We start from the raw sequence: 14,327 nt of genomic DNA, 5'->3' as shown, positions 1-14,327 counted from the left end.
TGGTCATTAAAGTATGAGTGCGGAGTGTCCTTGCAATCACTTTTAAGTTGTTGGGTCCCAAATGACCTGAGGAGCGTCACTTTTTTACAAGAGCCTCCAATAAATTTTTTCGCCTAGGTACCGCGTTTTAGTGCGGTATCCAGGGGTCTTGCTTTAGAGAAACTCAGCAGTATCTTAAAAGATCGTTCTGGATACCGCGCATAAAGCATAGTATGTAGAGAAATTTTAACAGAAAAAATATTATCCGATTTTTCCTTCGCAAAATTGCAGTACTCGGCGCCTTGTGCGAATTCTAACTTAGAAGGTTCTCTTTTTCTTGTTCAAGCCACTCCAAAAAAGTTTCACGCTCTGATTTAGACAAGTTAAAAAATTTATTTTTAATTGTTTCAATAGGCTGTTGTTGTTTTCTGGGAACTTTGACCCAAGCATCGTTTATATTTATTTTTCCCTGTATCACATTTTCATAGGCTAGAGGATCTTTCTTTTTTAACTTCAAAAGTTGCCCATCAATCGATCTGGAACGAGAGGGTAAATACGTAATATTGTTTTCCTGATACAGATTAGGATTCGTATTATCTTGCTCCCTAAGGTCATTATTCAAATCTTTAATAGAAATTTTATTTTCCTTTGCATATACCCTGACACTGTTATCCACCATACTAAGAACATCACCCCATTGAGCTACATGCTGCGTATTTATATCCATAGCAGACCGCAATAACCACAACATCTCATTGTTAGTAATACCCAGGCCTTCTGGTGATTTATCAAGGGCATACTCCCCAAAATTTTTATAGGGATTATTTCTTTTTTTCCAAACTTCCCGTTCAATAATCTGTGACATTACGGAGGGAAGATTTTGAAAAATCAGTTGATTAAATTCGCTTATATACTGATGAGCTTGAGCATGTAGTTCTTTATCAGAGAGGATTGGCTTCTCTTCATTTGATATTTCTTCTGATTGCATTATAAATCCACTTGTTGAACAATAAACGTTTGGTATTTTAATACTGCTAAATAGTTATCTTAAGCGAATAAGCTTATTTAACTCAATATCCCAAAATAGCGTGCTGCTTCATTGGAGATATATAAACCTGGAAAGCCTTGCTTGCAATCAGGATTATTCAACGTAAGAAAATATTATCAGCAAGTGTAGCCTTGATTATGCTACGCTTCATCAAGGCAATTTAAAACATACGCCATAAAGAATTTTTCGGCTTTTGTAACTTGAATTTACGATACCTTATACATGACAGATAAAGAATAACTATCCCCAATAACCAACAGCTGATGACAACAGGAGTGGAAGAGCTATCTTGAAAGAACAAGGATAATCCATAAAATACAAACCAGTGCATCATATAGAAAAACAAGGCGCATTGACCAAATACTTTTAACGGTTGCGCAAACTCTATTAATCTTGGGGAAAAAAACTCTGCTTTATGCCATGCCAGTATACCCAAAAGATTTAAGCCACATGACCATAAAAAATACTCGAAACTTGGTGGATATTTTGAGAGACAAAAATAAGAAGCCCATGTTATGGCATCTGTGCTCGCAATCGGCTTGTAATCACCAAAAGAAAACCAACCCAATAAATTTCCAGTACGCAAAGTAAACCATACACCAAGCAGTACCACGGCAATTTGGCCAATTGTCTTATAGGCGTCTTTTCCTTTTGTTTGCAACAGATGACCTATCATTAACCCAAAGGCTACTGCAGGAAACCAAGGTATGGGCGTGAAATTAATATCGACATCCAATCCAAAATGATATTCTCCGCTAATAAAAAAGAAAGCGGGAAGCAAAGAAACTTGAGAATCAGAATGATAAGTTCCAAGATATAACTGCATATTTAATGGAATAATTACAATAAATAACAAAGGAATGCAGTACTCCCAAGACCAATTTTTTAATTGTGGCACTGATTTTAAAGTTTGAGTTAACCACATGCAGCCTGCGGCGACGATCATACAGATCCCTAGAGTTAACAAAACACCCACATAAAAATAAATTCTTCCGAAGCTCACTATTTCAAAAGCCTGTAATAAAGTAAGCTGCAACACGATTAACAATCCACCTCGCTTAAGCAGATAGTAAAATACTTGTTTTGCGGAGGCTCCATTGCGAATTCGATTCTGCCAAAGTAAATAAACTCCTATTCCCATCATCATATAAAATCCACCGGCAACTACTGTGGAAATAAACATTTGCTGAATTAAATCAACCCAATTGGTGCCACGCCAGACAGGTGATATATTCCAGTCATTATTAACGTAATAAAGTGGTTGAAAATAATCCCGGAAATGTGAAAAGGACATCAATAACATAATGAAACCGCGTTGCAAATCCAAAGCATTTAACCGTGTTGATTGCCTCTCTAATTGGTCAGAGAGACTTTCTTCGATACTTATGGAATTAAAAAAATCCTTTTTTTCAACCAGATCCTTCATTATTTTTTGCCTTGAGTAATATTAGGTGGAACGGCATTTATCATAATGTGTTGATTATTTTTTTCCAAGCCTAGGGTCAACAGACCTACATAAGTATGAAAAATATTAGTAAAATCAAAACTTGTTGTCTCTATAACAAAATGATACTCTCGCTTTTTTTAAAGGGATTTTTAGGGTGTGTTTACCATTCATTCCCACACCTACGTCCCTTTTCATGGAACAAATATTCTCTTATATCTTGAGATCTTCTGGATACCGCGCATAAAGTGCGGCACGTAGGGTGTTTTTGATAAATTGTCAACAGATCCTAGTATAGAGAATGTTGGTAAAGGGATTTAGTGATGAAAAAAATAATGAGTTTACTCCTCTCATTAACCAGTTTATTGGCAAATGCCAGCCCACCTTTGCTCGTTATACAGGTGGTTATTGATCAATTGCGTGGCGATTTGCTCCAACAATATCAAGATAAATTTAGTGCCAATGGCTTTAATTATCTTTTTGCTCATGGGATAAATTTTCAAAATACTTATCATGCTCATGCGAATACAGTAACCTGTGTTGGCCATGCTACCCTGGCTACCGGTACGGATCCGGTTTTCCACGGCATCATAGCAAATAGTTGGTTTAATCGAGAAACTCAAAAAACAGAATATTGTGTAAAAGACTTAAAGAGTCAAATTCTCCCCACCATTCACACGAAAAAACCCATGTCAGGCCGTTCTCCTCAGAACTTAATGGCCTCAACATTAAGTGATGAGATCGTATTAGCCAAAAAAGGACGTGCTTTTGGCATTTCGTATAAAGATCGCGCTGCCATTACTTTAGCGGGTCATGCAGGTAAAGCATTTTGGTTTGATCAAAAAAATGGGGGATTTATTACCAGCTCCTATTATTATTCCGCTTATCCAAGCTGGGTTGTCGACTGGAATAAACATTATTCCCCCCAAAAAGAAACCTGGTCTTTAAGTAATAAAATAACGAGTTATCGCTTTAAAGAATTTCAACAAAACTTTCCTCATCATACAGGAGAACCTACTGATCCTCGTTATTTTGAAATTTTAGAAGCAATGCCAAAGATTGATGAATTAACTGCCGATTTTGCTATAAAATTACTACAAGAAGAAAAGCTCGGTACCAATAATAAGCAAACAGATTATTTGGCTATCAGTTTTTCGGCAGTAGATGGAGTGGGACATGAATTTGGTCCTAACAGCCTGGAGTCAGAAGATAATTTAATCCGTCTTGATAATACTATGGCAAAACTTCTGCAAGCAGTTGATAAGCAAGTCGGTCTTAAAAATACTTTAATTGTTTTAACTGCCGATCATGGAGTAGCTAATTCCTCTCCTTACTTAAAAGCCAATCATTTTAAGACCGCTTCCCCTTTAACGCTTAAAGACCTACGCATACTCATTGCAAATACTTTAGCAGAAAAATTTAATTTACCCGAAGAGACTATCCAATCCATTGAGTTACCTTACATTTATCTTAACCAAGCCCTCATTGATGAGCAGCGTGTTGCTTATCAAGATGTGAGTAACGTGTTGCTTAATGTTTTACGTCAACAAAAAGGTATTTTTCAAGCCTATAGTTTACCTGTAAAGTCTACATCTCAAGATTGGTTAAGTGATAAAGTAAACAGGATGGTTTTTCTAAATCGAGTAGGTGATCTTTACCTTGTTTTTCCCCCCAATACCCTTGTCCCCGATCAAACAGATGTCGATCACGGCTCCCCTTGGCAATATGATAGTTATGTTCCTTTATTATTTGCTCATCCAGCATTTCAACCTAAACGGCTCATGAATTTAACCAAAACTACGGATATAGCTCCTACATTAGCGGCCATATTGCAAATTACCGCACCTTCGGCTGCATTCGGGAAGCCGCTTAAGGAAGTGACGCAATATTTTGCTTTTGAGACAACGCCTTGATTAGCAAATTGAATCCATAGATTTAAATATATAAACCTTGATTACGCTACCTTTATCAAGGCTACACTTGCTGGTAAAAAAGAAACATCAATGCAGTGAGGCAGTGCCCAAAAAAAATATGAGCTCTTAATCTATCTAGGATGGACGCATAGCTAAGGTTGCTTTAGACAGTAGCTCTGCTTCTTGAGGCAGGCAATATTTTGCATTGTGCTCGAATAACGCAAACCAAGTTGACGGACTGATCACGGAGTAAGAATCATCATCAACCTTAAACCGATTATTAAACCTTCTTACAGCCTCCTCTAACCCTAACACCATTGGAACGGCAAAAGCTTCCCAATTCCAATAAATTTCTATAAATTCCGCACTCTCAGGATTATCACATTCCTCAAGCTTTGTTTTCTGGGGATTCATTTTAAAAAATCGAGTCATGATAGAATGATTCTTGGAGGGAAATTCACACAATTTAGCATATAGCTTTTTATAATTCCATGCATTGGTAATTACGTAGTTCAACAAGCACGTGTAGCGCTTGTTGTTTGCCTATATGTATCGGAAGTTGTTCATCACTCAAATCGACCAAGTTCGTACTAAAAACAGTAGCTGTAGCAATTTTTTGATGCGGGCATGGCAATTTAAGGATTTCGCAATTCTTTAGGCAATTTAGCTAAGAACGTTTCATCAAAACTTGTCCCCCAATTCATAACCTTCCAGCCTTTACCTTCTTTATGCAAATATACCATAGCAGTATCAGTAATGGGTTTATTGGGGGCCACTTCCGCATAAGCGTAGTTTCCCACACATTTTTTTGCGGAAATAGTCACTTCTTTTGAAGATATAGCGGTTTTGACGATATAATTCTTAATTGCGTGATTTATTTCTTTGACATTGTTTGGGGTACAGGGATACCCACCAGCCGCATGGCAAGCAATAGAAACAATTCCCATCAATAAAACCAATAATTTATTACCCATATCAGTGCTTCCTTCATCAGGTGATTGCTCTATGTTAACCCAGATCCAATCATCCTTGAAGCATTAATAAAAGAATAGAGCTTCATGGGGTCAGGGCTTGAAGATTACATTGATGATTCAAAATTCAAGGCATGCCCCCCGCTTTCGGGACTGCAGCTAGCCGATATCTGCAACGGTTCGACGTTGCAGATAAAGTAAAAATAGTTGGTGTCGACCTAATAAATAAAAAGCTTGACCCTAGGTGGTCTAATTGTAACCATGTGTAAAAGGAGCTAATTTATAGGAGATTGGTTGATGCTTAGAACGAATTTTTTGAAGGCAATATTAAAGCCTAGGATTTTTTTATTGTTTGCATTTGTCACTGCCTCTGCCAATGCTTCTGACCCTCTAATTTACATGCGGCCAAACGAAACGCCGTTGTTCACTGAATTGTACCCGCGTTATGGCCTACTTAACCCTCCTGCGGTGCATGTTTTTGACAGTTCCGTTTATTTGGGGCAACCCGGGAAAAAAGTCTACTCATCCCTAAAGATTTTAGATTTTTTTGGACCATGGGACCCAACGTTACTTATAGTTATGGTGTCTGCTGTACTAACAACTTTTATCGGATACAAAATTGTTCTTCGGGCGAAAAAGCCCAAATTGGCTGAAACTTTTTACATTCCAGAAAAAACGAAAATAAGCAAACAACTTGTTTTTGGCAGCATCATCTTTGGCATAGGCTGGGGAGCAACGGGTTACTGTCCAGGACCATCCATAACTGCACTATCCACATTTAATATGGATCCGCTTTATTTTGTAATTGGAATGTTGTTAGGATCTTTCATTTATTGGCTGATATTTGATTATCCAAAAAAGTAAATTCATCTCTCTTTGTCACCTTATGGAATTTAATTTATTCAATTGGGCATCCGATTGCTTTACAAGCAGCCATGGAACCGAAGCAAATTTCCACGTGGTTAAAGTTTCTTTGCTTTAATAAAGAAGCAGCAATCGTAGCTCTGCTGCCACTACCGCAAAAAGTTGTAATCACTGTATCTTCGGGCAATTCTTTTATATGTTCTGGTAAATCACCTATGAAGATATGTTTTGCACCAGGTAAATGCCCTTCGTTCCATTCATTGTCCGCGCGCACATCAAGAAGTATGAATTGCTTATTTTTCGCGAGACGTTTTTTAATTTCCTGTGCGTGCACAACTGGGAAATGCCAATATTCTTTGCCTGTTATTTCCCAAGCATGGATACCAGGCAACCAGCCTTTTATTCCTGTATAACCCAAACGAATAAGCTGAATGACTGCTGATTCCATATCTTCTTCGTTTTCAGCAATTAAAATGATGTCCTTTCCATAATCTAAAAACCATCCAGCAAATTTTGAGATCATATCATGCGGGATTGCTATGCTATTTGGTATTGAGACACCGGCATACGCTTCAGGTGGCCGAACATCAACAATTTGAGCCGACTTATTTTTTGCCACTTCTTCAACTTTTAATCGGCTTGGGTGTGGAACAGCATTTAATATTTCAGGCCCCTGTAGATTTCTTTTTTCCATTTCCTCGAAATAGGGTGGATGGTCAAATTTCCTGTGACATTGAGCTTTTATAAACTCTTCTTTGCTCAGGTTTTGTAACGATTTATTATAACTTTTTTCATAGCCTATCGTAGAGAAATTATGTGTCCCTATCCCTTCCCCACACACTGAACCAGCACCATGAGCAGGATAGATTAAAACATGATCGCCGAGCGGCAAAAGCTTTTGGTAAATACTATCATAAAGGAATCCAGCGGCTTCTTTACGCGACTTCCATAAATCAGTACGACCTACGGCTCCTACGAATAAAGTATCCCCTGTAAATACAGCAAAGGGTGAATCACTAGAGGCCGTATCGTAAAGAACTAGAGAAATGCTTTCAGGCGTATGTCCTGGTGTTTCTAAGACTTTAATTAGAATATTTAAAAATTGAAATTCATCATTTTCCTTAACCGAGGAACCATATTTAAAATTCAACTGGTTACCATGATAAATTTTTGCGTTGGTTTTCTTGGCTAGCGAGCACGAGCCAATAACATAATCTTCATTTCGATGTGTTTCAAAAATATGTGTTATTTTTACCTTTTTCCTAAGCGCAAGGTCAAGGTAATCTCCTACATCCTGATGAGGATCAATTACGATTGCTTTATCTTCATCACCAATCATATAAGATAGATGTGCGAGTCCTTCATCATAAAATTGCTCGATAAACATGGTTAAACTCCCTTTTCTCTTGATTATATGATTATAGTGGTTTTATTTCATGGCAACCGGAAGTTATGTTTAAAAAACCAAGGCCAATGAAGAAACTATATTCCCCAATTTTTAGCTAATTCGCAATAACGTCAGAAATTAGCCAAATCTCTTTCACATCGGTCACGAACCACAATCGGCTGAAATATATTTTTGCTAAATCAATACTCAATATTGTACTATTTATATTGAGTCTTAAATGCTTAGTTCTATTTTGGCACATTAGGATATCGTATTTTAAGTTGATGGGACCATTTCATTTCTTCAATTATTTGTATTGGTACCATTGGGTATGATTGACAATATATTGCTGGCAACTTGAATTGAAATAGATGCAAGTCTGCTTTCACGTTACAACTAATAAACTAAATATAACGTAATAAGATTAGCAAGTTTGGAATGTAATACATAAGGATATAAAATTGCGCATAGTTTTAAAAGGTCAATATTTATATAAGTCTTTATTAATATTGATTTTTCTTTTGCAAAATGCATTTTCTAGTGAAGTTGATAATATTAACTTACAAGTCACCCAATATATTAATAAAAGCTGGGATTTATTAACACGTGATAATTGGGTTCAATCCAGTGTGGATCCAAAATTATCAATCGATGAATTGATAGTGTATTTACCAAAAGATGAAAATATAGAAGCAGTTAGGCAAAAAAATATAAAGTTAACCGAAATTAAGTTTAAGTATTTACCTAAAGATTATACTCAAATAAAAAAACATGGCCTGCTTTTTTTGCCATACCCCTATGTAGTCCCTGGAGGTCGGTTTAATGAGATGTATGCTTGGGACAGCTTTTTTATTGAATTGGGGCTTCTCAAAAATAATCGATTTACCCTTGCAAAGGGTATGGTGGATAATTTAATTTATGAAGTAATAAATTATGGGACCATTCTAAATGCTAACCGCACCTATTATTTAGGGAGAACACAGCCACCTGTCTTAACGGAAATGATATTGGCTTATTATCAAAAAGATTCTGATAAACTTTGGTTAAAATCTACTTTGCCCGCAATTAAAAAATTATACCATTTTTGGACATCTCCGCCTCATGCAATACCTAACATTGGCTTATCTCGATATTACTCGGCTGGAAAAGGACGCACACCCGAAGAATCACCATTATATTATGAAAAAGTATTAAATTATTTTAAAACCCATTCAATAGTTGATTATGACAAGACGCGCTTTTATGACAACCAAAATAATAAGTTAACCAGTTTTTTTTATATTGCTGATCGTACAATACGTGAGTCTGGTTTTGATATTACCGCAAAATATGGGCCTTTTGGTATTGGAATATTAGATTATGCTCCCGTAGATTTAAATGTATTGTTATATCAAATGGAGCGCGATACACAGGAAATCTATGAGATATTAGGTGATTCTCAAGAGGCTATGAAATGGCAAAATCGAGCCAAAATTCGGATTAGTAATATAAATCGCTATTTATGGGATGAGCCTACAGGTTATTATTTGGACTACGACTTTAAAAAGAAACAACGAAAGTTTTATCCGTTTGCCACCACTTTTTATCCTTTGTGGGCTGGTATTGCCTCAAAAGAACAGGCTGCAGCAGTAGTGAGACATCTACCCGATTTATTAAAGAGAGGGGGAATTGTAACAAGCGTTAATAACTCTGGATTACAATGGGATGCTCCTTTTGGATGGGCTCCAATGCAATATTTTACTGTGCTTGGTCTTGAAAAATATGGCTACAAAAAGTTTGCAATTGAAGTAGCTAGTAAATTCATTAATACCGTAAATAGAGGGTTTCAAAAGAATCACGCGATTTTTGAAAAATATGATGTTAATACATTAAGCACCCGTACAGATAACAAAATTAAATACAGTTATGCTACCAATGAAATTGGGTTTGGTTGGACGAATGGTGTTTATTTGGTTTTTTCAAAATTCCTTCAACAGTCCACATCTGAAAAGTATTAATATTAATAATGTCTGCAATGTCGCTTTATAGGCTAAGCGACACCTCCTTATTGTATGTAGGGTTATAAATTATGTTGTTGCAGCCAATACTCAAGCAAACCAATTTGCCACAGCTTAGAAATTCCAGAAGGCGTAAAATTCTTTGCTGAGTTTGTAAATAAGTTTTGAACCGCTTGTAAATTAAAAATACCTCTTTGTTTTATGTTTTCAGGAGAAAGTACCTCACGCATTAACTCCAAAGTACTCCCCTCTAAATATTTCAACGCTGGAACAGGAAAATATCCTTTAGGGCGATCTACAATTGGTTTAGGAAGCATTTTTCTTCCAAGCTGTTTTAAAATATATTTACCTCTTTGGGGCAATTTATATTGAAGGGGCATAGAAGTTGCAAGTTGGAGCATCTTTTCATCCAAAAAAGGTACTCTTGCTTCGAGGCTTGCTGCCATTGTCATATTATCAACTCGGCTTAAAGGGCCATTTGCTAATGCAAAGGTACTTTCATATTTAAGTAAATTATCAATTGGGTTTTTAGAATTATTTCTTTCACACAGCTTAATTAAATAATCCGAAGCATGAAATGTCGTTTGGAAGTCTGGCATTACCAGTTGCTGATATTCTTTAAAAGAACGATCAGCTACCTTGTTAAAAATTATTTGCGCTGATTGTGAGGGTAAAGCTTGATTTACATGTATATTTTGAAACCAATGATAACCCGCAAAAATCTCGTCTGCGCCTTGGCCTGAAAGAACTACTTTAACATGTTTGGATACCTCATGAGAAAGAAGATAAAAGCCAATATTGTCATGACTCAACATAGGTTCTGACATTGCAGAAATACAATTTCCTAATGAATAAGCTAACTGCTTATTTGAAATAAACATTTGCTGATGCTGTGTATTAAATTTTGAAGCAATTAGATTCGAGTAGAAGAATTCATCACCTTGCTCTCCATTTAAACCATCAAACCCAATAGAGAATGTTTGCATTTCTTCATGTCCGAGTTTGGAAGCCATCGCCACAAGTAATGAAGAATCCAACCCTCCAGAAAGTAGAATACCAACAGGAACGTCTGCTGCTAATTGGCGTTGCGTTACTGATTTTAATACTTCGTAGGTTTCTTTTATCCAATAATGTTCATTACGATAATGATCTGTTTTTGTATTATCAAAATTTAAGTCCCAATAAACCTCTTCTTCAATTTTACCCTCAGGATGAATAGTCATTATAGAGCCTGGAGGAAGTTTTTTTACACCAGATAAAATAGTAAGTGGCTCAGGGACTGCATGAAATGTAAGATAATAATGAAGTGCAACTTTATCAATTGATGTATCGATATCACTAAATTCAATTAATGCAGGTAAGGTGGATGCGAATTTAAATCCATAATTTGCATCTGCGCTATAATAAAGAGGTTTAATGCCTAGACGATCACGGGCAAGTATCAATTTACCCGTATCTTGTTCCCAGATTGCAAAAGCAAACATACCAGAAAAACGATGCACACAATCCTTCCCCCAGGCATGATAGGCTTTGAGAAGTACTTCGGTATCACTATTTGAAATAAAAGAGTATCCTTTAGATTTTAATTCTTCACGTAACGCCACAAAATTATAGATTGCTCCATTAAAAACCAATGCCAGACCTAAATCCGAATCGACCATAGGTTGCATTCCACGATGAGACAGGTCAAATATTTTCAGCCTTCTGTGTCCAAGCGCCATGCCTTTCGTAAGGTATATTTGACCATCATCAGGGCCACGGTTGAACTGCTTAAGCAAAGCCTTTTCTAGATTTAAAAGAGAAATATTCTTTTTATTGAATTGGAATTCACCAGCAATACCACACATAAACCCTCCTTTTTATAATTTTGCTGTTAACGCGTTCGATTCATCTACCAAGGTAACATCGGTTTTTAAGGGTTTAAAAAATAATAGGCGCGGCTGCCCATTAAATTTAGTAAATTCGTGTGGGTCCTGATTTTTCAGTGTTTTTTGTAAAATTTTTTTTGAGCCTTCATTGGAGGGATGCGCTGTAGCAACAATTTCTTTAATACTCTTTTCTAAGGTTTCATTGGCACTTTCAGAAATAATGTGTTTAATAAATTTTTTTCCTAAGATTGCGATTTCAGTTCCATAGCCCTTTCCCCAAAACGCTTGATCAATAATGTAAATGATCTCCCCAACATTGGGATGACCAATTCCTACATTCGAGAAATCTTTCAAAGAATGTTTTATATGAAGATAACCAATAAACTCTTGAGTAGCAGGAAGGTAAATTGAAAACACAGAGAACTTGTTACCGGAGTTCCAACATTTCTTTTCATCTTGGATGAATTCTTCTACTGCTGAAGGCGTCCAGGGGTCCCCGGCACCAAACAACCGTGTATTTTCAGGATTCTCTAAAAGATGAGTGTATTTATCGACTAAAAAAAACGCTTCATCTTGGTTAAGGGATCTCGCCTCCAACCTGTTCGAAAGAATTGTATACTGATTGGATTTGCTTTTAATGATTATGTCGCCCAATTTTTTTGATTTATAGGTTACTTGCTTCATTAAGATCTTCCTCGAATTAGTTTTTATTAAATAGTGATTAACCCCCATCAAGGGTATGGAATAATAGATTCACGTCTGTATAAAGGAGTTTGAAGTAAAAATTCGCTTACGTTGTGCTTCACAATATCTTTAAGACAACGATTTTGGGCAAATACCTTGCGTTGACGTTCGGAACTGGTACCCGAATTCATAATCATTTTAAGAGTAGAAAAATAAGTTTGATAGTTCAATTGTTTGATATATGGTTTTAATTTCTCAAACCATTCATGGATGTCTTCGCGCATCAATTTGGTTTTACCTTCAGTATTCATTACTAGTTCAGCATCCAAACCATAACGAATGGCTCTCCATTTGTTTTCACGAGAAAGCCAATAAGGAGGATAGGCGACTGATTCAAGCCAACTTCCATTATCAGCAAACCAATGGGCAAGTGTATGAATCAAGGCAACTAAAGCAAGAGTCTCTGATAAAGTGGCTGCTCCATCACAAACACGAATTTCTAATGTTCCAAAACCAGGACTTGGTCTTAAATCCCACCATAAGTCTTTAAGTGATTTAATCGAACCGCATAGTTTTAATGACTTATATAGATGCTCAAAATCTTGCCATGTTCGGACATGATAGGGTTGTCCTGCAGTTGGCAACGCTTCATACGTAGTTGGTCTACAAGAAGCAAGCCCTGTATCTATTCCTTGCCAAAATGGAGAGCTTGAAGACAGCGCTAATAAATGAGGCAAAAAATACATAAAAAAATTGTTAAACCGAATGCAGTCTTCACCACTGGACATGCCAATGTGAACATGTAAGCCATATACACTCATACGTCGGGTAAGCCATTGATTACGATCAATGAGCTCTTGATAACGAGTCGTAGGAGAGACTACCCAATCGGAGTATTTAGAAAACGGGTGGGAGCCGGTTGTGGAAAATAGAATACCCAAATCCTTTGTTGCCAGTTGTAATGAAGCGAGTGTTTTATAAAGATCATCTTCAACTTCCTGAGCAGTGATGCATTTATCTGTATTCACTTCTATAGTACTTAAATAAAACTCTTGTTTAATTTTTTCTAGATGGGTTGTAGCATTAAGTACATCAGTTGCTCTTGAGCATAAATTATAGTTTTTAGAGTCAATGAGCTGCAGCTCAATTTCTACTCCTAATGTTAATACTCCATTACTATTAAAATAAATTTCTTCTTCTGTTGGAGCGCAGCTCGATTGCGAAGCATTCTTGGTTGATTTTAAGAGTTTGTTAATTTGATTATCCATTCGATAATCCTCCCTTTGTTGATGATACTCGAGCATTACTAAAGTGATTGGTGTATTGAAAATTAATTCCAATATTATTTTTGAGGATTCTTCTATAGTTATATTGAATACTTGGATACAATAGTTAATGCCCTTAAAGATCTATATCAGTTGATATGATTTGTACACAAAGTATTTGTCATGGTAATAGGTAAATTAGTTCATTGCAACCGTTAATAGGTATAGAATCCTCCATGAGTGATATCGATAAAAAATCGCCTGACAACAAAATAACAGCTGCTCAACAGTCAGAGCAGCGCTCCAAAAGCATCATTCTTGCCTTACGAAAAATTATGCAGCAGATGGATTATCATTCCAGAAGATTAAACAAATGCTATGGCATAACTGTTCCTCAAATAGTCTGTTTGTATGAAATTTATGAAAATGGAAGAGTGACCATATCTGCTCTTTCAAAAAAAATTTATTTATCAATGAGCACTATTGTAGGGGTAATTGACCGTCTAGAAGAAAAACAATTTGTTAATCGAACACGTGATATTCACGATCGTCGCATTATTTATATTGATATTACAGGAAAAGGAAAAGAGTTTGTTTCTGCTGCTCCTTATCTTCTGCATAATAGATTGAACGAGAATCTTCAGGTTTTAACTGTGGAAGAACAAATAGCTCTTGCTAATTCAATCAATTTATTAGTTGATCTTTTAAGAGACATATAAAGTTATTTTCTTAAATAAGAAAAATTGCTGCAATGTCCTCCATGAAAATCTTTCTTTCGATTATTAAGCTTTGTATTAATAATTAGGGCATCCAAAGATACTATCCCTAGACAATTCAGTCCATAAAAGACTCTTTGTTTTTATTTTCAGGAGAAAGTACTTCATGCATTAACTCCAAAGTAGTATTT

The 14,327-nt window shown here is 36.2% G+C and carries 12 protein-coding genes; 4 read left to right on the top strand and 8 right to left on the bottom strand.

The window, feature by feature from the left end:
• Window positions 1–292 precede the first annotated feature (292 nt).
• Together LXO92_RS05060 and LXO92_RS05055 are read right to left on the bottom strand one after the other, a co-directional pair.
• A complete protein-coding gene (locus LXO92_RS05060) occupies window positions 293–967 on the bottom strand; it encodes a hypothetical protein (RefSeq protein WP_182351631.1) in 675 nt (224 codons plus the stop codon).
• Between the two features lie 220 nt (window positions 968–1,187).
• The gene (locus LXO92_RS05055) at window positions 1,188–2,453 is read right to left on the bottom strand and encodes a heparan-alpha-glucosaminide N-acetyltransferase domain-containing protein (protein ID WP_182351630.1); all 1,266 of its coding nucleotides are present in this window, start codon (window positions 2,451–2,453) and stop codon (window positions 1,188–1,190) included.
• A 341-nt stretch (window positions 2,454–2,794) separates the two neighbouring features.
• On the opposite strand from LXO92_RS05055, the gene LXO92_RS05050 reads away from it, so the two are divergent.
• Window positions 2,795–4,384: an alkaline phosphatase family protein gene (locus LXO92_RS05050; protein ID WP_182351629.1), complete on the top strand. Its 1,590-nt coding sequence runs from the start codon at window positions 2,795–2,797 to the stop codon at window positions 4,382–4,384.
• 135 nt (window positions 4,385–4,519) lie between these two features.
• On the opposite strand, the gene LXO92_RS05045 is transcribed toward LXO92_RS05050, so the two are convergent.
• Together LXO92_RS05045 and LXO92_RS05040 are read right to left on the bottom strand one after the other, a co-directional pair.
• Entirely contained in the window at window positions 4,520–4,816 is a 297-nt protein-coding gene (locus tag LXO92_RS05045) for a hypothetical protein (RefSeq protein ID WP_182351628.1), read from the bottom strand.
• A 203-nt stretch (window positions 4,817–5,019) separates the two neighbouring features.
• Complete coding sequence (locus LXO92_RS05040) at window positions 5,020–5,358, bottom strand: hypothetical protein (RefSeq protein WP_182351627.1); 339 nt, start codon at window positions 5,356–5,358, stop codon at window positions 5,020–5,022.
• Between the two features lie 294 nt (window positions 5,359–5,652).
• Here LXO92_RS05040 and LXO92_RS05035 point away from each other — a divergent pair, with 294 nt between their 5' ends.
• On the top strand, window positions 5,653–6,219 hold the full coding sequence (locus tag LXO92_RS05035) for a DUF6691 family protein (protein ID WP_232890495.1): 567 nt from the start codon (window positions 5,653–5,655) through the stop codon (window positions 6,217–6,219).
• 34 nt (window positions 6,220–6,253) lie between these two features.
• On the opposite strand, the gene LXO92_RS05030 is transcribed toward LXO92_RS05035, so the two are convergent.
• Entirely contained in the window at window positions 6,254–7,606 is a 1,353-nt protein-coding gene (locus LXO92_RS05030; RefSeq protein ID WP_182351626.1) for an MBL fold metallo-hydrolase, read from the bottom strand.
• Between the two features lie 467 nt (window positions 7,607–8,073).
• Here LXO92_RS05030 and LXO92_RS05025 point away from each other — a divergent pair, with 467 nt between their 5' ends.
• Window positions 8,074–9,603, top strand: coding sequence for a trehalase family glycosidase (locus LXO92_RS05025; RefSeq protein WP_425600744.1), 1,530 nt, complete (start codon window positions 8,074–8,076; stop codon window positions 9,601–9,603).
• Between the two features lie 62 nt (window positions 9,604–9,665).
• Here LXO92_RS05025 and LXO92_RS05020 read toward each other — a convergent pair whose 3' ends face one another.
• Genes LXO92_RS05020 through LXO92_RS05010 form a run of 3 tightly spaced genes read right to left on the bottom strand, consistent with a single transcriptional unit; the run spans window position 9,666 to window position 13,423 of the window.
• Window positions 9,666–11,450, bottom strand: a complete 1,785-nt coding sequence (locus LXO92_RS05020; protein WP_232890493.1) for an N-acetylglutaminylglutamine amidotransferase — start codon at window positions 11,448–11,450, stop codon at window positions 9,666–9,668.
• 12 nt (window positions 11,451–11,462) lie between these two features.
• Window positions 11,463–12,155, bottom strand: coding sequence for a GNAT family N-acetyltransferase (locus LXO92_RS05015; protein ID WP_232890492.1), 693 nt, complete (start codon window positions 12,153–12,155; stop codon window positions 11,463–11,465).
• Window positions 12,156–12,202: 47 nt separating this feature from the next.
• Entirely contained in the window at window positions 12,203–13,423 is a 1,221-nt protein-coding gene (locus LXO92_RS05010) for a carboxylate-amine ligase (RefSeq protein WP_232890491.1), read from the bottom strand.
• Window positions 13,424–13,656: 233 nt separating this feature from the next.
• Here LXO92_RS05010 and LXO92_RS05005 point away from each other — a divergent pair, with 233 nt between their 5' ends.
• The gene (locus tag LXO92_RS05005) at window positions 13,657–14,139 is read left to right on the top strand and encodes a MarR family winged helix-turn-helix transcriptional regulator (protein WP_232890490.1); all 483 of its coding nucleotides are present in this window, start codon (window positions 13,657–13,659) and stop codon (window positions 14,137–14,139) included.
• The last annotated feature ends 188 nt before the right edge of the window (window positions 14,140–14,327 follow it).

It is taken from the genome of Legionella resiliens, assembly GCF_021344005.1.
GTDB classification, from domain to species: Bacteria; Pseudomonadota; Gammaproteobacteria; order Legionellales; family Legionellaceae; genus Legionella; species Legionella resiliens.
This window is presented reverse-complemented; position numbering and strand designations above follow the sequence as displayed.